Source organism: Salinimicrobium soli (assembly GCF_048323655.1).
In the GTDB taxonomy this organism is placed as follows: Bacteria; Bacteroidota; Bacteroidia; order Flavobacteriales; family Flavobacteriaceae; genus Salinimicrobium; species Salinimicrobium soli.
The window spans coordinates 151938-172517 of sequence record NZ_JBLUWW010000003.1 but is presented as its reverse complement, the minus strand read 5'-3'; the positions used below and the strand labels follow the sequence as shown (position 1 = coordinate 172517).

Sequence of the window (20580 nt, the reverse complement as noted above, 5' to 3'; positions counted from 1 at the left end):
TTCAAAAATGACAATAAAAAACACCCTTTTTGGCACCTTAATAATTTTGCTCCTGGCCTCGTCCTGCAAGGAGAATTCGAAGCAGGAAGTTGACCTGCTTATCACGAATGCATCTGTTCTCGACCTTGAAACAGGCACTACTACCGGAGGAAGGTTGATAGCAATTTCCGGAGACACTATACGCGAAGTAGCCGATATGGAAAACAGGGATCAATTTGAGGCTCCGGAAGTCTATGATGCCAGTGACCAGATCGTAATGCCCGGACTTTGGGATATGCATGTTCACTTCCGCGGAGGTGACACCTTGATACAAGAAAACAAAGAACTTCTTCCCCTCTTTTTGGCTCACGGAATTACAACCGTGAGGGACGCGGGTGGCGATATTACTCCCAGCGTGCTTGAGTGGAGAGAACAGATCGAAAAAGGTGAGCTGGCGGGTCCCGACATTTTTACTTCAGGGCCAAAACTCGATGGCGCCAATCCTGCATGGCCGGGTTCTATTGTCGTTGCTGACAGTTCAGATATCGAAAAAGCTTTAGATTCCCTCGAGGCGCTTAATGTTGATTACGTCAAAATGTATGACGGCAGCATCTCAAAAGAAATGTTCTACGGAATTATTAAAGCCGCCGAACAACGGGGAATGAAAACCTCCGGTCATATGCCTCTTGCAGCAAATATTCTGGAAGCAGCAGAGTATGGTCTCGATGGCTCCGAACATCTTTATTATGTTCTAAAATCCTGTTCGCCAAAAGCCGATAGCCTTACACAAGTGGATCCCGGCTACGGAATGATGTCCGAAATTCTGGCCACCTACGATCCTGAACTGGCCCGGCAGGTTTTTGATCAACTACAGAAAGAAAATGTATTTATAACCCCAACCCTTTTTATAGGTAAAACCCTTTCAGAAATTCTGGAGGTGGATCATTCCCAGGATACGCTTCTTCAATATGTGAGTTCCGGGATACAGGAAACGTATCGTGGCAGGATCGAAAGTGCGAAAAGAGCCAGGGATGCCGGAAGTACCATGAGACAGGAAATGGAGAAGCGTTCCATGCAGGTGATCAAACCCATGTATGATGCCGGAATTCCATTACTGGCAGGATCAGACACCGGCCCTTTCAATTCCTTCGTTTACCCCGGAAGCTCTTTGCTCGGGGAACTTGAAATGTTAGTGGAAGCAGGATTGACTCCACAGGAAGCCCTGCGAACTTCGGTGATCAACGGACCGCTTTTCTTCGATCTGGAAGATTTCTACGGAAGCATTGCACCCGGCAAAATGGCCCACTTACTGATCCTGGAAAAGGATCCGCTCAAGGATATTAAGAACCTTCGGGTACCTGTAGCCGTGATCAAAAATGGTAAAGTGTACGACCATAAAAAGATTCAGGAAATGATTAATAACTAGAGACATGAAAATACTCCTTACCGGCGCCACCGGCTATATCGGCAAAAGACTGCTCCCCGTCCTACTGGATGAGGGACATGAGGTGGTATGCTGTGTAAGGGATAAAGACCGATTTCCTACTGAAGGCATTTATACAGATCCAAAAATCAGCCTTTTTGAGGTAGATTTTTTGAAAGAGCTGCCTTCTTCCGAAGATATCCTGGAAATTGATGCCGCATATTACCTGATACATTCTATGAGTTCGGGGAAATCAGATTTCAGTACTCTGGAAGAGACCTCAGCCCGGAATTTTATCAAACTCATTAAACCGACTTCTGCACAACAGATCATTTATCTTACCGGAATTGCTAACGAAAAAGACCTTTCCAAGCACCTTGCTTCCAGGAAGAATGTAGAGGAAGTCCTGGGAGAAAGCGAAATTCCCCTCACTTCGATTCGGGCGGGAATAATTGTTGGTTCGGGCAGTGCATCTTTCGAGATCATAAGGGACCTGGTAGAAAAACTCCCGGTCATGATCACTCCCAAATGGTTAAAGACCCGCGGGCAACCAATTGCGATCAGGGATATTCTGAAATACCTCTCCGGAGTCCTTCTTAGAAAAGAAACCTTCGGAAAGGCTTATGATGTAGGAGGACCTGACATTCTCACTTATAAAGAAATGCTGCTTCAGTTTGCTGAAGTGCGCGGGCTGAAACGTTACATTTTTACAGTACCGGTAATGACACCTCGCCTTTCCTCCTATTGGCTGTATTTTGTGACATCCACCTCCTATAGGTTGGCGGTCAACCTCGTCGACAGCATGAAAGTGGAAGTCATTCCTGAACAAAATGATCTGGATGAGATGTTGGGAATAAAACCCATTCCGTATAAAAAAGCGGTAGAACTGGCATTTCAGAAGATCGAGCAGAACAATGTGATCTCCAGCTGGAAAGATTCACTTGCCTCCAGTTATGCTGACAACTCCTTACTGGAACATATCACCGTTCCTACAGACGGATGCTTTTCAGACAAACGCTTAAAGAAAATCAAAGGAGATCCTGAAAAGGTATTCCAGAATATTTGGTCCATTGGCGGGACCAAAGGCTGGTACTATGGTAACTGGATGTGGAAAATTCGTGGTTACCTGGACAAACTGGTGGGCGGCGTTGGTTTGAGACGTGGCCGCACCAATCCGAATACCATCAATACCGGCGACACCCTTGATTTTTGGAGGGTATTGGCGGCCGACCGTAAGAACAAAAGACTGCTGCTGTACGCCGAAATGAAATTGCCGGGAGAAGCCTGGCTGGAATTTAAGATCCTGGAAAAGGATGGCGAAAACTACCTGCAGCAGATAGCCACTTTCCGGCCCGTTGGTCTGGCAGGAAGGCTTTACTGGTATGCAGTCCTTCCATTTCATTTTTTTGTCTTCGACGGAATGGCTGAAAACCTGACACTTGAACATCCAAAGCCCTGAACTTTGATTTCAGAAGCAATAAAAGTCTTTTAGGTAAGGCTTATTGTAATATTTTCGTGCAGCATTTAAAACAATCCTGATGAGCACAAGCATTAGCCTTTCCAAAAATGGCAATTCTCCCTTTGAAAAATTATTGGGTCACAACGATGAAATTCTTCAAAAATGGAACGAGCTCGAAAATGCCTTTTTTGAAACCTCAGGGTTGGACTCTCATTTGCTGGAACAGGTAAGAAGAACCTTGGCCTTTGGCAATGGCTGTGAGTATTGCATGGCCAAGGCGGGAAAACCCGATTTCGATGAAAACAACCAGCGAATAAAGGCTGCTACTGCCTTTGCCGAGCTCTTTGCTATAGATCATAAGGCAATTGCGGCACCACACTTCGACTATCTTCGGGAGTATTTTTCAGAGAAAGAGATCTCTGTCCTATGTTCTTTTATCTCCTTTTTGACCGCTTCCCAGCGCTTTGGTAAGATCATGAATCTTACAGAAGACCTGCAGCCAGAAAAAGGAGCTATCCAGAATTGATCTAGCCTCCCTGCTTTCCTTGAAAAACCGCGGATTTTTTCTTAACTTAAAGAATAGCAGAAAAATTTTCTGCCTTTATAAGTTGAATAAAAAAATCCAACCAATGAAAGAGAATGTAGGTAAAAAAGATCAGTTAATTCGAAGTTTTATTGGCCCGGGGTTAATGGTGCTGGGTTATTTTTTTCTGAACGGAAAAAATGGAAACCTTGGTGGCCTTACCTCTATTGTTGCCGGCACTTTGATCACTGAAAGCGCTATTACCAAAGTTTGTCCTGTAAATGAATTCTTTGGTATAGATACCCGTAAGAAAAAGAAAAGTCCTGTCAAGAGGATAAAAGAAGCACTCATCTAAAAGATTTCGTTTCTTAGCTGTAGATTATTTCCAAAAATGGCAAAATCGCGGCTAATTTTACCGGTAATTGTAGTGGCACAGTTTTGCTGTACCTCCCTCTGGTTTGCCGGAAATGCGGTGATGAGCGACCTGCTTACCACTTTTGATCTGGATCCCGAAGCCCTGGGTCATCTTACTTCTGCTGTACAATTCGGGTTCATTTCCGGAACACTCTTGTTTGCATTCTTAAGTGTTGCCGATCGCTTTTCCCCCTCAAAAGTCTTTTTCGTTTCTGCCCTTTTTGGAGCAGCTTTTAACCTCGCTTTTCTACTGGAACAAAACACCTTTGAAACTTTGCTTCTGCTAAGGTTCCTGACCGGATTTTCGCTTGCAGGAATTTATCCCGTAGGCATGAAGATCGCGGCTGATTACTTTGATAAAGGTCTGGGAACTTCCCTCGGCTACCTCGTAGGAGCTTTGGTGTTGGGAACCGCTTTTCCGCACCTGCTCAAGGCTTTTACCTCTACCCAGCTACCATGGAAACTGGTATTGATCTCCACTTCTACACTTTCAGCTGTAGGTGGTTTCTTGATAATATTCCTGGTTCCCGATGGTCCTTTTAGGAGTCCGAAACTCAAGAAAGATTTCACTTCCTTTTTAAGCGTGTTCAAAAATCCCCCTTTTCGGGCCGCTGCGTTCGGCTATTTCGGTCATATGTGGGAACTGTATGCCTTCTGGGCCTTTGTGCCGGTCATTTTAATGGCCTTTCAGAAGTTTCATGCAACAGCTGAAATTCCCGTTTCACTTTATTCCTTTTTGGTCATTGGTGCAGGCGGCCTGGCCTGTGTCATTGGCGGGTATATTTCACAGACCGCAGGCACAAAAAAGACCGCGGCCACTGCCCTATTCCTTTCGGGCTGCTGCTGCCTCTTATCCCCTTTTGTTTTCTTTTATGCTTCGGAAACTATTTTGCTCCTGTTCCTTATTTTCTGGGGCCTTGCCGTGGTAGCCGATTCTCCATTGTTCTCAACTTTGGTAGCCCAGAATGCTCCCGCCGAAAATCGGGGCACAGCACTGACTATTGTAAATTCTGTCGGCTTCGCGATCACTATCTTCAGTATCCAATTGCTCAACGTCCTGTTTCTGGAGATCACTCCTTTTTACCTGTTCGTTGTTCTGGCGCTGGGTCCGGCTTTTGGTCTGTGGTCGCTCTACAAAAAAAGAATTCCTGTTTCTGTCAAAAAACAGTAGTTTTAGGTTCAGATCTTCCTCCTCATGAAATTCGATTACGACTATATTATAATTGGCAGCGGCTTTGGCGGCTCGGTGAGCGCACTTCGGCTTTCTGAAAAAGGCTATAAGGTGCTGGTCATTGAGAAAGGAAAATGGTTTAAGGCCAAAGATTTTCCGAAGACCAACTGGAACCTCAAAAAATGGTTGTGGATCCCGGCACTACGCTTCTTCGGAATCATGAAACTCAGCATCTTCAGGCATGTAGCCGTGATCTCGGGCACCGGCGTGGGCGGCGGATCTTTGGTCTACGCCAACACACTTCCCATTCCAAAAAAGGCTTTTTATACCTCCGGTAGCTGGAAACAGCTGGCCGATTGGGAGAAGGAACTGAAACCATTTTACCTTGAAGCACTCAGAATGCTTGGAGCCGCACCCAATCCAAAACTGTTTGACGGTGACCTTGCCCTGAAAGAACTGGCCTCAGAAATGGGCAGGAGTGAATATTTTGAACGGCCGAATGTCGCGGTCTACTTCGGAAAGGAAGGCGAAACAGTTAAAGATCCTTATTTTGATGGTAAAGGTCCGGACAGGACCGGGTGCAGGTTTTGCGGAGGCTGTATGACCGGATGCAGGTATAATGCGAAAAATACGCTGGACAAAAATTACCTGTGGCTGGCACAGCTGCAAGGTGCAGAAATACTTGCCGAAAATGAGGTTTTTGATGTGCAGGTTTCCGGGGAAGGATACAGGGTCCTCACAAAATCCAGTTCTTCTTTTTTTCCGAAGAAAAAGGAATTCACAACCAAAGGAGTGATCTTTTCCGGCGGAGTTCTGGGAACTGTCAAATTACTGCTGAAGCTGAAAAAGTCGAGCCTGCCAAATCTTTCCGACAAAGTTGGAGACGAGATCCGCACCAATAATGAAACTCTCATTAGTGTCTCCACAAAAGATCATCAAAAAGACCTTTCCAAAGGGGTCGCTATCGGTAGTCTGTTGCACACTGATGATAACAGTCATTTAGAGATCGTTCGCTACTCGAAAGGCTCCGGATTTTGGAAACTGCTTCACCTTCCCATGACCTCAGGGCAAAATGTAGTGACGCGCGTTTTTCACATTTTTGGGCAACTAATTTCTTCTCCCCTTAGCTGGTTCAGGACGTATTTTATCAACAGTTGGTCACGAAGTACGGCCGTGTTGCTCTTTATGCAATCTGTCGACAGTACTTTAAAGCTGAAGCGAAATATCTTTGGTTGGCTGAGCACCGGCGTGAGCACAGGAAAAAAACCAACTTCAGATATTCCGGAGTCAAAAGAACTCACTAAAAGGTACAGTAAGATCATCAATGGCAAAGCCACTTCCTTTGCCCTGGAAAGCCTGGCTGGAATTCCTACTACGGCTCATATCCTTGGCGGAGCGGTAATGGGAAGTGATGCTTCAACAGGTGTGATCAACAGCAAAAACGAGGTTTTCAACTACCAAGGTCTTTACGTGATCGACGGGGCCATGATCTCCAGCAATCCCGGCGTGAATCCCAGTCTTTCCATTACCGCCATTGCAGAAAGGGCAATGAGCTTTATACCTGGAAAACAAGAGGTGTCAAAAATGTCATTTTCGGAACCTCTTCAAAAAAGCAGCTGACCTGCAGTTTTGGCGCTTCCTCAAAAAAGGGCGCGGATTTTGCATTTTACCTGGCAAAACTTAAAATCATGACAGTAGATATTTGGTCAGACGTGCGCTGCCCGTTTTGTTATATAGGAAAACATAAATTCGAGAACGCTTTAAAGAAATTTGAACACGGCGGGAAAGTAAAAGTGAACTGGCATAGTTTTCAGCTGGACCCTAACCTGGAAACTCAACCGGATATTAGTACCATGGACTATTTCGTGGAAGCTAAAAATGTTTCAAAGGAACAGGCCCAACAGATGTTTGAGAATGTCGAGAAAATGGCCGCTGAAACAGGTCTGGAAATGGATCCTAATTCTTCGGTAGTGGCCAACTCATTTAGGGCCCATCTCCTGCTCCAGCTTGCCAAGGAAAAAGGTAAGGCCAATGAGTTAAAAGAAGAGCTCTTTAAAGCCCATTTTTCAGAAGGAAAGAATATAGACGATCACGAAACGTTACTGCAAATAGCAGCTTCAGCAGGCTTGGATTCCGAAGAAGCCGAAAAAGCACTGACTTCAGAAGATTTCGCTTATGCCGTTAAACAGGATGAGATGCAGGCACAGCAAATTGGCGTGCGCGGGGTGCCGTTCTTTGTTTTTGAAAATAAGTATGGCGTCTCCGGAGCTCAGCCTTCCGAAACCTTTTTGGAGGTCCTGCAGAAGGTATGGGAAGAACAGAACTAAAAATCTCTTAGCTGTTAAATAGTAAAAATCTATTACGATTTAAAACTTAATAGATTTTACCAAAGTATTTTTACATCAGAAACCTATCGGAATTGAGAAGCCCCCCTACACTCTCGTCCTTTAGGTTTTTTTTATGCTTTATTGTAACATCTGTCACTGAAAAAGCCTTTTTATATTTCCATTTTAGCAGTACCTTATTAATCCTTTAAAAACCAACATTATGAGTTACTACTATACCAAAAAATTAGACACCGATTTTGATTCGGCGATTGAAAAAGCCACTGAAGAATTGAAGAAAGAAGGATTCGGAATTCTCACAGAGATCGATGTGAAAGAGACCCTGAAGAAAAAATTGGACGTAGACTTCAGGAAATACAGGATCCTGGGCGCCTGTAATCCTGCAATGGCACATAAGGCTCTTCAGGCTGAAGGTCATATTGGTACCATGTTGCCCTGTAACGTGATCGTGCAAGAACTGGAAGATGGAAAAACAGAAGTTTCGGCAGTTGATCCTGTAGCTTCCATGAAGGCGGTAGAAAATGATAAACTTGAACCTATCGCTTCAGAAGTGAGGGACAAACTTCGAAAAGCCATCGATAATCTTTAAACTTATTAAGAATGCCAATGAAGATCCGGGGACAAATTCCCGGATCTTTTTTGTGTAACAAATGTAACTGTGCAAAGGATGTAAGCAGCCTATTTTTGCCTTCATAAATTTTAAACAACACCTATGGAAATAAATAATGCAATAAAAGAGAATAAAGCAAGTATAATAGATGTGCGTACCCGCGGTGAATTCAGCGGAGGGCACGTTGCCGGCTCCATAAATATACCATTGAACGAGATTCCGCAGCGAATGGAGGAATTAAAAGAAATGCAGACCCCGCTTATCTTTTGTTGTGCTTCGGGAATGCGCAGCGGGCAGGCCACAGACTTTGCACAAAGACAGGGAATTGATTGTTATAACGGCGGTTCCTGGCTGCAGGTAAATTATCTTCAATCTCAATCTGCTTAACCAATGATGAAATTATTTAAGGCCCTTTTTGGCATGGGCGAATCCCCCGATTATTCAGAATTAGTAAAAAACGGCGGCGTTATCGTGGATGTACGAACAAAAAGTGAATTTTTGAGCGGCCATATTAAAGGTTCTAAAAACATTCCGTTGAACAGTTTAGGCAGTAATCTCAAACAGATAAAGAACAAAGACCTCGCGGTGATCACCTGCTGTGCTTCGGGAATGAGAAGTGCGTCGGCCAAAAACCTGCTGGAATCTTATGGCTACACAAAAGTGTACAACGGGGGCGGATGGCGCAGCCTGCAAAATAAAATTTAATATGAAAGAAAGATTGCTGACCGGTTGGAGCTGGGTAAGATTTATTTACCTGTTGATGGGCCTGCTTGTGCTTGCCCAGGCCATTTCTGAAACCCAATGGTGGGGCGTAGGCGTGGGTGCCTATGTATTCCTGATGGGACTCTTTGGATTTGGCTGTGCAGTAGGAAATTGTGCCGGCGGAAGCTGTGAAGCTAAACCTGACAGGGATCAGAAAATATAAGAACAATCTACCATAACTTTAAAACACAACTAATCGCACTACTCATGGAACATTATTATAAAGTAGATCTTGAATGGAAGTCAGACCGTAAAGGAGAGATATCTTCCCCCGAACTGGATCAAAAAATAGAAGTGGCCACTCCCCCGGAATTTCCGAAGGGAATGGAGGGAATATGGTCTCCGGAACATTTATTTACGGCGGCAGTTAACAGCTGTTTTATGACCACTTTTCTCGCCATTGCTGAAAATTCGAAACTGGAATTCCAAAACCTTAGCTGTCCTGCAACAGGAAAACTGAGCAAAGTTGACGGAAAATTTGCCATGTCTGAAGTAACTCTGGAACCAGTTCTAACCATTGTGAATGAAGAAGACCGTGAGAAAGCTTTGAAGATCCTTGAAAAGGCTGAAAAAGCATGCCTTATCACCAATTCATTAAAAGCTGAAGTATTTTTAAAACCGGAGATCGAATTGGCAGGCTCTTTGGTGTAAAATAAAATCCCTACATGTGAATCCCGTATGAAGATCTTTCTTCTGCGGGATTTTTTTTTGAAATTATTTTGCGTCTTTTCTGCACTCCTGCTGTCCTGAAAGTGTAAACCTTAAAACACACAAAAGATGAAAACATTTCATGTACACGTAAGAGTAAAGAATCTTGAAGAAAGTATAGAATTCTATAACAATCTGTTCAACATGCAACCTACACTGGTAAAGCCAGATTATGCAAAATGGATGCTACAAGACCCGCGCGTGAATTTCGCGATTTCCAACGGACATCAAGAAAACGGAATTGAACACCTGGGACTGCAAACAGACAATGAAACAGAACTAAAAGAACTGTATGGGCAACTTCAAAAAGCCAAGGGTACAGTTCGGGAAGAAGGACAATGCACCTGCTGCTACTCGAAATCTCAAAAAAGCTGGATCACAGATCCGCAGGGAGTGGATTGGGAAGTATTCTACACTTTTGGGAATGCAACTGTGTATGGCGAGGGAATAAACGCTCGTCCGGCTCCCGAAGCAATGGAACAGTGGAACGGAAATGACGGCAAAGCAGTAGAGATCTAGTATTGAAAAATAATTTAAAACTCACTGTAACAAAAAGACTGTTGAAAAGTCTTCTTTTTAAATACTCTGAAAAAGAATAATTGTTTGACCTGAAACTGTCCCCGGCCTGTGCCGGGGCGTTTCTATTTTAAATCAATACGCACGGAATGAAAAAATTCTTTCTTTTGGCAGCTCTTCTTTTTATTTCTATTGCCCTAAAGGCAGAGGAGAAAAAGATCATGACCTCAGACGGGGTCGAATTGTACGTAAAAATTCAGGGCAAGGGAACTCCGCTTTTATACCTTCATGGCGGACCGGGCTCAGGTAGTTACTGGTTAGAACAGTTCTTCGGAAAATTCATGGAAGAACACTTCACCGTGATTTACCTGGATCAAAGAGGAGTGGGACGTTCCGCGAGTGCACAAGACGGGAACTATTCAATGGACAGAATGGTGCAGGATTTTGAGGAGATCCGTGAATCCCTGGGGATCAAAAGCTGGCTTACCCTTGGTCATTCCTTCGGCGGACTGCTGCAAATGGGTTATGCTGAGCGGCATCCCGAAGCTATAAAAGGAATGCTGATGATCAACTGCACACTCAATATCACGGAGACCTGCTGTGAAAGCTGGTTTCCAAAAGCAGCCGAATTTTTAGGAGAAAATTATGTTTCCTGTGCTCAGGATAGTATCCCTGTAATGGAACGTATAGGATATTTTGGGAACAGACTTCGGGAAGAAGGGGTTTTCTGGAAAATGGGGTATCTCGATCCAGGCAATGAAGAGGTCATGAATAAAACTTATGAGCCGTTCGAAAACTGGAACTATGACTTCGGAAATGCCGCCATGAGCAATCCTGAATTCTGGCAGAATTTCAAGCCTCTCTCCTCAAAAATGCAAATGCCGGTACTCTTTTTCTACGGAAGCCGGGATTGGATGATTGGTCCTGAGCATTACAAAGGAGTGAATTTTCCGAATATGATGCTGTGGGAAAGTGAAGTGGGCCACATGCCATTTTTGGAAGCGAAAGAAGATCTGGGAAAAGCCATTTTGGCCTTTACTGAAAAATACAAGCTTTAAAAAATGCCCCGTTTATCGGGGCATTTTATTTATCTAACTGTTTCTAATCCTTCTTCCGGAGGCATCGCAAGCATCTGCTGATCAAGATTTTGGGAAGGTGCAAAATTTCGATTATCCTTTCGGTATTCAGTCACATATTTTCTCAAGGTTTCCTTTTCTTCACCGGTTAAGTCAGTAGCATCAGGATCACTGGCCAATGACAACCACGGGCGTGGCTTTTCGTGATCATAATCACCAAAGACCATGAACGGGGTTCCGTTCCTTTTGATCACCTGTTCCCGGGAATCAAGTTCCCACTGGTCTGCCCAGTTATAGATGGTAACGGCCTCTTCTTTTCTCAGCCTCACACAACCATGACTGGCCGGATATCCGGGTAAGGTATATTCATGGGTTCCAATCCCCTCGTAATTCATGAAATTAAAATAAAAGGGCATTATCCAGTCTTTGTCGATCGTACTGATCTTTCTCTTCGACTTATAATTTCCATAATATATTCCCTTTGGTGTGGGTGTAGACTGTTTCCCGGTACTCGCCGGGCCCCAGGTTTTCAACTTTCCGTTCTCATAGAGCCCCACCCCCTGAACTCTTATGGAGATAAGAACAACTTTAGGAATGGAGTCCAAAATATCCAACCTCTTCGGAAATGGGGAATAGTCCAGAAAATCATTTGTGAGAGTATCTGGCACTACCAGTTCATTACCAATCCGCAGCCGTCGTGCATCCATACGGTTCAACGCGTAGATCAGTTCTTCTTCGGCGTCAGAATACTTAGTTTTGAAGCTATCTACTTCTTTTTTTGTTCTCAGGGTATCACGGTGATAAGTAATGTATAGCTCGGGTTCTTCTTCCTTGATCTCGTTCGAAACTTCTAAAGAATCATCATTTTTAATATCGAAAGTCTCGGGTTGTTCTTTCACCGGTGCCGGTGAAGAATTGTCTACACATGACACTACCGAAGAAAACAGTAGTCCAAGAAAAATTGGTTTTATAAGAATCTGTAACCCTTCTTTAGGCTTCATTTTGGGGACTTTAATAATGTACTTCATAGCGTGTACTAAAATGGGAATTTTCGGCCTTTCAGTAAGTTAAGGTACCGCCAAAGCTTTTATAATCTTATCTAATAATTTTGTCGATGAATTACCTCTTACACTATACAATACCTGACATTCCCTAGACGTTATACCAGTCGAGAAGGAATTTTATACTTGAAGAACCAATTTTTTCTTCCTAAAGTTTTCTAAAAATTCCTACCTTGTAACCTCTAACAGATTGATCTATGAGACTCTTTATCCTTATGTTATTTGTCCTGATGGGAACAGGTGCTATGGCACAACAAGCTCCCGTTAGCTTTCAGAACAATGATATTTCCTTTTCAGGAGACAGGAATATTGCTACTGAAGACAAACAGGTAATAGAGCTGACCGGGAATGTAAAGTTTTCCACCGCTATAGTCGAAATTGAAAAGGCTGATAAGATCATCTATGATCGAAAGACGAAAACCTTTACCATTAGCGGATTTAAGGAATTGCGGTTGAATGGAAAGACCAAACTGGCTTCAGATCTTGGTGAGACCACCCTTAAAGTTGAATTAGGTGACTGTGTAGCATATCTTGTAGCTAACGTGAAGGCCTGCAACGGTAAGGACTGCTAATAATTTTTCAGAATCTTTTTAATGAACCTTTGCCTTGACGAAAGTTTTAAGGCTGTTGATTTTTCTACGGAAAAACTTCCGGCCCGGGAATTTGAGAATTGCAATTTTATAAACTGTAATTTTGCAGGTACCAATCTACAGGGCTTTAACTTTGCAGAATGCAGCTTTGAAGGCTGTGATCTTAGCAATGCCCTAACTTCAGGAACCATTTTTAGAGAAGCCGAATTTACCGACTGTAAAATGTTAGGATTGAGACTGGATCTTTGCGATCCTTTTTTACTTTCCTTCAGGTTTAGTAAATGCCAGCTAAATTTTTCATCCTTTTATAGATTAAAACTGAAAGGCACCCGGTTTTCCGGATGCAATCTGCAACAGTTAGATCTTTCAGAGGCAGATCTCAAAAATGCCATTTTTGACACCTGTGATCTCAGCGGAGCCATCTTCAGCAACACCAACCTTGAAGCAGCTGATCTTAGCACCTCCCACGGATTTTCTATAGACCCCGAAAAGAACAGGATCCAAAAAGCCGTTTTTTCGAGCACTAATGTTTCCGGCCTGCTGGACAAATACCACATTGACATCAAATAAGCTCTTCGCGGCCCGCTTTTTGACTAATGTAATACCAAAGGTAAAAAGCTTATCTTTGTCCTCTTCTTTACACAAAAACACGGCAGGTTGTAAGCCGGTTTAGAATGAAAAAACCCACGCTGATTCAGAAAATGCAACGTCTTTTCCAGCATTTCACATAAACATATTGAATGTCATTTAAAAATTTAGAATTAACTCAGCCTATCCTGAGGGCTATAGATGCTCAGGGCTATACCACTCCTACTCCTATTCAAAAACAAGCTATTCCCCTGGTATTACAGGGAAAAGACCTGTTGGGAGTTGCCCAGACCGGAACCGGTAAAACTGCCGCTTTCGGAATTCCGCTCTTGCAGCTGCTGGACGAAAAGAACAATCCAAAAAGGGGAATCAAAGCCCTTATTTTAACACCTACCCGCGAACTTGCTATCCAGATCGATGAAAGCCTCGCGGCCTACGGAAAATATACCAAACTTTCGCACTCTGTGATCTTTGGGGGAGTTTCTCAGGTGAACCAGGTTTCGAAACTTAAAAGAGGAGTCGACATTTTGGTCGCTACTCCCGGTAGGTTACTGGATCTCATGAACCAAGGATTTATTAACCTTAGTCAGCTTGAGATCTTTGTACTTGATGAAGCGGACAGGATGCTCGACATGGGCTTTATTCACGATGTAAAAAAGGTCATTAAAGTATTGCCTGAAAAGCGACAGACCCTCTTCTTCTCGGCTACTATGCCCGAAGAGATCCAGAGCCTCGCCAAAATAATGCTGAAGAATCCGGCTAAGGTGGAGGTAACTCCTCCTTCGTCAACGGTTGATAAGATACAGCAACGTATTTATTTTACCAATAAACCCGACAAGCGAAAACTGTTACTGCACCTTTTGGAAACCAACGGAATTTCTACCGCCCTGGTATTTACACGAACCAAGCACGGGGCTGATAAAGTAGCCAGGTTCCTCGATAAAGCCAGGATCAAATCGGCAGCTATTCACGGAAACAAGAGTCAGAACTCGAGGCAGAACGCTTTAAAGAACTTCAAGAACGGAAATCTCAGTGTACTGGTTGCTACTGATATCGCTGCAAGAGGAATTGATATTGACGAACTTAAACACGTTTTCAACTTCGACCTTCCGAATGTACCGGAAACCTATGTTCACAGAATTGGACGTACCGGACGTGCAGGAAATGAAGGAATGGCAATTTCTTTTTGTGCGGCAGACGAACGCCAGGAATTAAAGGATATCGAAAAACTGGCAGCCATTAAGATCCCGGTTGTAGATGAACATCCTTTCCCAATGGACCTAAACGCACATCCTGCTCAGGCAGCGGCCCCAAAAGGCAGAAACCGGAATAACTCTCAAAGAAGAAGACGCTAAAATGTCATTTTAGAGACCGCTTCTAAAATATACTCCAAAACAAAAAGAGCCCTTCAGTATTGAAGAGGCTCTTTTTTATATGCACTACTTCGTCCTTCTAACTTCGTACTTCTAACTTCCCTTTATTTGGAAAGATAACCACCATCTATGGAATAATAAGCTCCGGTGGCGAACGAAGATTTATCGCTACCCAGCCAGAAGATTAGTTCGGCTACTTCTTCGCTTTTTCCGAATCTTCCAATAGGATGCAGCCCCACAAGTTGTTGTTTAAGCTCGTCATCCAACTGGTCCAGCAACGGAGTGTCGATAAAGGCTGGTCCAACACAATTGATGCGGATATTCTCTGCGGAATACTCCAAAGCAGCAGTTTTGGTGATTCCGAGTATGGCGTGCTTGGAAGCCACATAGGCCGCAGAGCCCATAAAACCAACTTTTCCCAGAATGGAAGAAATATTGACAATACTGCCTTTCCCATTCTTTTGCATCGCGGCCAATTGATATTTCATTCCGTAGAAGATACTGTGGAGGTTCACATCGATCACCTGATGCCATCCTTCCAAGCTCATATCGACGATCTTGTTTGCCTCTCCTCCAATTCCGGCGTTATTTACAGCGATATCCAGTTTTCCGAAGGTTTTGACGGCAAAATCTACCAGCGCCTTATTGTCTTCCGCTTTGGAAACATCGGCTTTGAAGAATTCTGCTTTTCCGCCGGCTCCTGTGATCTTATCTACCACCGCACGTCCGTTCTCTTCCTGTATATCGGAAACCACTACTTTGGCTCCCTCTTTTGCAAAAAGTATTGCTGCCGCCTCTCCTATCCCCGAAGCTGCTCCGGTTACGATGACTACATTATCTTTCATTTGTTTCAAATTTCCTCTGAAAGTACATTGAAAAATGCCATTTTTCAATGACATTTCTCATCCGGAAAAATGCCGCAGATTTTTCTTATTTTTAAGTAAAACCGAAGCAGCTATGGAAAAAAAGATCTCAGGAGTGCAGATAGAATGCCGGCATGGCGATATTACGAACCAGGACGATTGTGACGCCGTTGTGAATGCGGCCAATGCCCGGCTGGAAACGGGTGGCGGAGTAGCCGGTGCTATTCACAGGGCAGCCGGACCCGAACTGGCAAAAGAAGCCAGGCCATTGGCGCCGATCAAACCGGGTGATGCAGTCATTACCAAAGCTTACCGCCTGCCAAATAAATACGTGATCCATTGCCTTGGGCCTGTTTATGGAAATGACAAACCTGAAGACAAATTACTCGCTGACTGTTATTCGAACGCTCTAAACCTGGCTGAGGGAAATCAAGTTAAAAGCATCGCTTTTCCTGCCATTTCTACAGGTGTTTTTGGATATCCTATTCAGGAAGCAGCCTCTGTGGCCTTTGATACGATCCTCAAAATGGCACCCACTCTAAAAAGCGTAAAAAAGATTGTGTTTGTGCTGCACAGCATTCAGGATCTTGAAGTTCATGAAAAGGTGTTGGAAGAAGAATTCAAGAACTTCAGCTGAAAAACTTCTTCTAAACCTTAACAACCATTTTCCCAGTGTTCTTTCCTTCAAAAAGGCCAATAAAGGCTTCCGGAAGTTTCTCAAAACCTTCCACCACAGTTTCGTCGTATTTCAGTTTTCCTTCCTGTAGCCAGGCTCCGAGTTGCTTTAAGGCAGTTCCAAAGTCCTTTGCGTGATCTCTTATCAGGAAGCCCTGCATCAAAGCCGTTTTCTTGATGAGGATACCTTCGGGCCTTGGTCCTGTAGGCACTTCAGTTTCATTATAAAGGGAAATCGCCCCGCAATTGATAATACGTGCGTCTTTGTTGACATTCTGCAGCACGGCATCCAAGATCTCCCCACCTACATTGTCAAAGTAAACATCCACTCCGTCGGGACAGGCTTCAGAAATGGCCTTTTTCATGCTCTTTGTCGTGTTGTAGTTAATGCCTTCATCAAAACCGAACTTCTCCTTAATATGATCGACTTTTTCATCACTGCCGGCAATTCCTACCACCCTGCAACCTTTGATCTTACCTATCTGCCCCACGATGCTTCCTACTGCTCCTGCAGCTCCTGAAACCACCAGGGTCTCTCCTTCTTTGAGCTTCCCGATCTTATCGAGCCCGAGGTATGCAGTTAGACCGGTCAATCCCAACACACCTAAAAATGCGGAAGGCGGGGCCAGTTCTTTGTGCACTTTGTTCAAGCCTTGTCCATTGCTGGTTTGCAGTTGCTTCCACTGTAGCATCCCGCTTACATATTCACCTTTTTCAAAGTTTGAATTATTGGATTCCACAACTTCGGCCACCACCATAGATTCCAGCGGTTTCCCAAGTTCGAAAGGTGGGATATAAGATTTCTCGTCGCGCATTCTTCCGCGGAGATACGGATCTACGGAAATGTATTTTGCCTCAAGCAATATTTCTCCTTCGGCGGGTTTTGGATCTTCTTCGGAAATTATCTCGAAATCGGAAGTGGCAGGCTTTCCTTTGGGCCTGTTTTTAAAAAGAATAGTTTTTGACATTTTTGGAAAGTTTCCTTTGAAGATACGGCTTCCGAAGAACATCTGCAAAACCGGAAATGATAAAACTTTTTTAAATCACGGGTAATAAAAAAACCTCCCCGGTTGCCCGGAGAGGTTTTTAATATTTAAAAATGTTCAGGAATTACTTCTTCCCTTCCATTTTATCTTTCAACGCTTGAAGTTCTGCGTTCACATCACCCATAGTGGTGCTGTTTTGAGCTTGCTGCTGAGCGGCTTTTTTCTGAGCCTGCTTAACAATTTGTTGCTCTTCTTCCTTGTGAATAGCGGTGTGAGATGCTACCACTCTCTTGAATTCTTTGTTGAACTCAATGATCTGGAATTCTGCAGTTTCTCCCTGCTTCAATTTGCTTCCGTCTTCTTTTTCAAGGTGACGTTGCGGTACGAATGCAGTGATATCTTCATTAAAGTCTACAGTTGCTCCTTTATCTACGATCTCTGTAACTGCAGCTGTGTGAGTAGTACCTACAGCGAATTCAGTTTCGTATTTATCCCAAGGGTTAGCCTCTGTTTGTTTGTGACCTAAGCTCAATTTACGTCCTTCCACATCAAGCTCAAGAACTACAACGTCAAGTTTATCACCTACGTTAGTAAATTCTGATGGATGCTTGATCTTCTTAGTCCATGAAAGGTCAGAGATATAGATCAATCCGTCGATTCCTTCTTCAAGTTCTACGAACACTCCGAAGTTAGTAAAGTTACGAACGATACCAGTGTGTCTTGAACCTACAGGATATTTAGAAGTGATGTCAGTCCATGGATCTGGAGTCAATTGCTTGATACCAAGAGACATTTTTCTGTCTTCACGATCTAAAGTAAGGATCTGTGCTTCTACCTCATCTCCAACGTTCACGAAGTCCTGAGCTGAGCGCAGGTGAGTACTCCATGACATTTCAGAAACGTGGATAAGACCTTCAACACCTTCAGCAACTTCGATAAATGCACCGTAATCTGCGATCACAACTACTTTACCTTTTACTTTGTCACCAACTTTAAGGTTCTCGTCAAGAGCTTCCCATGGGTGTTTGCTAAGTTGTTTAAGACCTAACTGGATTCTTGTTTTAGCCTCATCAAAGTCAAGGATAACAACGTTCAGTTTTTGATCAAGTTCAACGATCTCATTTGGATGGTTGATACGTGACCAGCTAAGATCAGTGATGTGGATAAGTCCATCAACACCTCCAAGGTCAACGAATACACCGTAAGAAGTAATGTTCTTAACAGTACCTTCAAGTACCTGACCTTTTTCAAGCTGCCCAATGATCTCTTTTTTCTGCTCTTCGATATCTGCTTCGATAAGCGCTTTGTGAGATACAACAACGTTTTTGAATTCGTGGTTGATCTTAACCACTTTGAATTCCATTGTTTTACCTACGTATGCATCGTAATCCCTGATTGGTTTCACATCGATCTGTGAACCAGGAAGGAAAGCTTCAATACCAAATACGTCAACGATCATACCTCCTTTGGTACGACATTTAACGTAACCATTCACGATAAGACCTTCGTCATGCGCTTTGTTCACACGGTCCCAAGCCATGATAACACGGGCCTTACGGTGAGAAAGGATCAACTGACCTGTAGCATCTTCACGAACGTCGATCAACACCTCAACTTCATCTCCTACTTTAAGATCCGGGTTGTAACGGAACTCGTTCAAAGAAATAACACCTTCACTCTTCGCGTTGATGTCAATGATCGCGTCACGATCTGTAATGTTGATCACTTTTCCTGTAGTAACCTCGTCATCTAAAGTGTCAACGAAATTCTCTGCTACAAGTTTCTCAAATTCTTCCAGCTTTTGATCGTCGATAGGATCAATTCCTTCTTCGTAGTTGTGCCAGTTGAATTCCTTTAAGAATTGCTCAGGGTTTTGCTGTTGTTCTACAGCCTCAGGTTGAGACGCAGTATCCATCCCAGCTACTTCCTGAACTTCTTTGTTTTTGTTTTCTTCAGCCATTGCTGATAATTAATTTGTATCCTGTATTCTTCGGAAGAAATTCTGCAATAAAAGAACACAGAAGTGTTTATAATATTGATTTTCAACCCTTTTACTCTTCCGGGTATTGCTAAAAGGAGTGCAAAAATACAACTATTTATGACAATTAACAATGGGCAGTTAACAATTATCAAAATTTTGGTTCTGAAGGGGTTGCAGGTTGTCGGTTGCGGGTTGCGAGTGGCGAGTTGCGGATTGCGGGTTGCGGGTTGCAGGTCTTTGTTCTTGGTTCTTTGCTCTCTGTTCTCAAAGGTATATGTCAGGCTGAGCCGGCGGCAGCCGAAAAGTCGAAGCCGGTTACCTGTTACGGGTTCCAGGTTGCAGGTTGCAGGTTACGAGTTGCTGGTTGCGGGTTGCGGGTTGCGGGTCGTGGGTTGCGAGTTGCGGGTTGAAGGTTCTTGGCTTTTGGCTCTTGGCTCTTGGTTCTCAAAGCTACATGTCAGCCTTAGCCGGCGACAGCCGAATAGTCGAAGCCGTTTACCTGTTGCGGGTTGGGCGTTGCGAGTTGCGGGTTGCGAGTTGCGGGTTGCGGGTTGCGGGGAATTGTCTCCCCGAGCGGTTTTTTGCCACGAACCCGCCTACCGGCGGGCAGATGCACTAATAGTTCTTCTTTTGACAAAAGGTTTTGAATTTGGAATTTGGAACTTGGTGCTTGGAATTTTTATGGACTTCGACTTTTCCTCCCTTTGGTCGGGCTCAGTCTGACAATCGCTGTTTATTGTTAATTGCTTATTGCAGCATTGTACAATTCAAGGATCTTCTCGAATTGTCCCGATAAAGTAAGGTGGGAATTATCGATCTCCTTTGCGTCGGAAGCTTTTACCAGCGGCGAATCTTTTCGGGTGGTATCCAAATGATCCCTTTCCTGCACATTTTCGAGCACCTCTTTATAAGTGACCTCTTCTCCCCTTTCTGAAAGTTCTTTGAACCTTCGCTGGGCGCGTTCTTCGGCAGAAGCTGTCATAAAGATCTTAAGCTCGGCATCTGGGAAAACAACGGTTCCAATGTCGCGGCCGTCCATGACAATACCTTTTTCCTTACCCATTTCCTGCTGCTGGGCTACCAGCATCTCACGAACTTCAGGAACAGCAGCGATCTTGCTCACATACTGGGAAACTTCCATTTGCCTGATCTCTTTTTCTACATTCTCGCCGTTCAGGTACATTTCGGCAAAACCACGATCTGGGTTGAAGATAAATTTTAGCTTCACAGCCGGCAGGGAAGCCACAAGGGCCTTACTGTCAAAACTGTTTTCAGAGATAAAATTCTTCCGCAGGGCGTAAAGGGTGACCGCGCGGTACATAGCCCCGGTATCTACATAAACATAACCCAACTCCTTTGCCAGTTGCTTTGCAACGGTACTTTTACCGGTTGATGAAAATCCGTCTATCGCAATGGTGATCTTTTTGGTCATTAGGAATGGCTTAAGCTTTGTTTATTTTTGCAAAAATAGAAAATA

23 protein-coding genes are annotated in these 20580 nt (G+C 43.9%); 18 read left to right on the top strand and 5 right to left on the bottom strand.

Features of this window, described 5'->3' with window-relative positions; translation table 11 throughout:
- The first annotated feature begins 7 nt into the window (after positions 1-7).
- The 14 genes from ACNORC_RS10290 (at position 8) to ACNORC_RS10225 (ending at position 10968) form a co-directional block, all read left to right on the top strand.
- Positions 8-1405: an amidohydrolase family protein gene (locus ACNORC_RS10290; protein WP_418335555.1), complete on the top strand. Its 1398-nt coding sequence runs from the start codon at positions 8-10 to the stop codon at positions 1403-1405.
- Positions 1406-1409: 4 nt separating this feature from the next.
- The gene (locus tag ACNORC_RS10285) at positions 1410-2861 is read left to right on the top strand and encodes an SDR family oxidoreductase (protein ID WP_418335554.1); all 1452 of its coding nucleotides are present in this window, start codon (positions 1410-1412) and stop codon (positions 2859-2861) included.
- Positions 2862-2940: 79 nt separating this feature from the next.
- On the top strand, positions 2941-3387 hold the full coding sequence (locus ACNORC_RS10280; protein WP_418335553.1) for a carboxymuconolactone decarboxylase family protein: 447 nt from the start codon (positions 2941-2943) through the stop codon (positions 3385-3387).
- Positions 3388-3490: 103 nt separating this feature from the next.
- Entirely contained in the window at positions 3491-3739 is a 249-nt protein-coding gene (locus ACNORC_RS10275; RefSeq protein WP_418335552.1) for a YgaP family membrane protein, read from the top strand.
- Between the two features lie 36 nt (positions 3740-3775).
- Positions 3776-4969 (top strand): MFS transporter, encoded by a 1194-nt coding sequence (locus ACNORC_RS10270; RefSeq protein ID WP_418335551.1) that lies wholly within the window; start codon positions 3776-3778, stop codon positions 4967-4969.
- A 24-nt stretch (positions 4970-4993) separates the two neighbouring features.
- The gene (locus tag ACNORC_RS10265; RefSeq protein WP_418335550.1) at positions 4994-6589 is read left to right on the top strand and encodes a GMC oxidoreductase; all 1596 of its coding nucleotides are present in this window, start codon (positions 4994-4996) and stop codon (positions 6587-6589) included.
- A 68-nt stretch (positions 6590-6657) separates the two neighbouring features.
- The gene (locus ACNORC_RS10260) at positions 6658-7296 is read left to right on the top strand and encodes a DsbA family oxidoreductase (RefSeq protein WP_418335549.1); all 639 of its coding nucleotides are present in this window, start codon (positions 6658-6660) and stop codon (positions 7294-7296) included.
- A 220-nt stretch (positions 7297-7516) separates the two neighbouring features.
- Entirely contained in the window at positions 7517-7903 is a 387-nt protein-coding gene (locus tag ACNORC_RS10255) for a DUF302 domain-containing protein (protein ID WP_418335548.1), read from the top strand.
- A 123-nt stretch (positions 7904-8026) separates the two neighbouring features.
- Positions 8027-8311: a rhodanese-like domain-containing protein gene (locus ACNORC_RS10250; RefSeq protein ID WP_418335547.1), complete on the top strand. Its 285-nt coding sequence runs from the start codon at positions 8027-8029 to the stop codon at positions 8309-8311.
- 3 nt (positions 8312-8314) lie between these two features.
- Complete coding sequence (locus tag ACNORC_RS10245) at positions 8315-8629, top strand: rhodanese-like domain-containing protein (protein ID WP_418335546.1); 315 nt, start codon at positions 8315-8317, stop codon at positions 8627-8629.
- Position 8630: 1 nt separating this feature from the next.
- A complete protein-coding gene (locus ACNORC_RS10240; RefSeq protein WP_418335545.1) occupies positions 8631-8849 on the top strand; it encodes a hypothetical protein in 219 nt (72 codons plus the stop codon).
- Between the two features lie 44 nt (positions 8850-8893).
- Complete coding sequence (locus ACNORC_RS10235; RefSeq protein WP_418335544.1) at positions 8894-9337, top strand: OsmC family protein; 444 nt, start codon at positions 8894-8896, stop codon at positions 9335-9337.
- A gap of 126 nt (positions 9338-9463) precedes the next feature.
- Positions 9464-9913: an ArsI/CadI family heavy metal resistance metalloenzyme gene (locus ACNORC_RS10230; protein ID WP_418335543.1), complete on the top strand. Its 450-nt coding sequence runs from the start codon at positions 9464-9466 to the stop codon at positions 9911-9913.
- 146 nt (positions 9914-10059) lie between these two features.
- Positions 10060-10968, top strand: coding sequence for an alpha/beta fold hydrolase (locus ACNORC_RS10225; protein WP_418335542.1), 909 nt, complete (start codon positions 10060-10062; stop codon positions 10966-10968).
- Between the two features lie 29 nt (positions 10969-10997).
- On the opposite strand, the gene ACNORC_RS10220 is transcribed toward ACNORC_RS10225, so the two are convergent.
- Entirely contained in the window at positions 10998-11987 is a 990-nt protein-coding gene (locus tag ACNORC_RS10220; protein WP_418335541.1) for a L,D-transpeptidase, read from the bottom strand.
- Between the two features lie 257 nt (positions 11988-12244).
- Here ACNORC_RS10220 and ACNORC_RS10215 point away from each other — a divergent pair, with 257 nt between their 5' ends.
- The 3 genes from ACNORC_RS10215 to ACNORC_RS10205 all read left to right on the top strand — a co-directional run bounded on the left by ACNORC_RS10215 (position 12245) and on the right by ACNORC_RS10205 (position 14580).
- Entirely contained in the window at positions 12245-12619 is a 375-nt protein-coding gene (locus ACNORC_RS10215) for a hypothetical protein (RefSeq protein WP_418335540.1), read from the top strand.
- 21 nt (positions 12620-12640) lie between these two features.
- On the top strand, positions 12641-13207 hold the full coding sequence (locus ACNORC_RS10210; RefSeq protein WP_418335539.1) for a pentapeptide repeat-containing protein: 567 nt from the start codon (positions 12641-12643) through the stop codon (positions 13205-13207).
- Positions 13208-13377: 170 nt separating this feature from the next.
- On the top strand, positions 13378-14580 hold the full coding sequence (locus ACNORC_RS10205; RefSeq protein WP_418335538.1) for a DEAD/DEAH box helicase: 1203 nt from the start codon (positions 13378-13380) through the stop codon (positions 14578-14580).
- Positions 14581-14702: 122 nt separating this feature from the next.
- Here ACNORC_RS10205 and ACNORC_RS10200 read toward each other — a convergent pair whose 3' ends face one another.
- The gene (locus ACNORC_RS10200; RefSeq protein ID WP_418335537.1) at positions 14703-15443 is read right to left on the bottom strand and encodes an SDR family NAD(P)-dependent oxidoreductase; all 741 of its coding nucleotides are present in this window, start codon (positions 15441-15443) and stop codon (positions 14703-14705) included.
- 112 nt (positions 15444-15555) lie between these two features.
- Between ACNORC_RS10200 and ACNORC_RS10195 the strand changes: the two genes are divergently transcribed.
- Entirely contained in the window at positions 15556-16098 is a 543-nt protein-coding gene (locus tag ACNORC_RS10195) for a macro domain-containing protein (RefSeq protein WP_418335536.1), read from the top strand.
- A 10-nt stretch (positions 16099-16108) separates the two neighbouring features.
- Here the strand turns inward: ACNORC_RS10195 and ACNORC_RS10190 are convergent, their stop codons facing one another.
- The 3 genes from ACNORC_RS10190 to cmk form a co-directional block, all read right to left on the bottom strand.
- Positions 16109-17104 (bottom strand): NADP-dependent oxidoreductase, encoded by a 996-nt coding sequence (locus ACNORC_RS10190; RefSeq protein WP_418335535.1) that lies wholly within the window; start codon positions 17102-17104, stop codon positions 16109-16111.
- A 142-nt stretch (positions 17105-17246) separates the two neighbouring features.
- Positions 17247-19082, bottom strand: coding sequence for a 30S ribosomal protein S1 (gene rpsA, locus ACNORC_RS10185; RefSeq protein WP_418335534.1), 1836 nt, complete (start codon positions 19080-19082; stop codon positions 17247-17249).
- Between the two features lie 760 nt (positions 19083-19842).
- On the bottom strand, positions 19843-20535 hold the full coding sequence (cmk, locus tag ACNORC_RS10180; protein WP_418335533.1) for a (d)CMP kinase: 693 nt from the start codon (positions 20533-20535) through the stop codon (positions 19843-19845).
- Between the last annotated feature and the right edge of the window lie 45 nt (positions 20536-20580).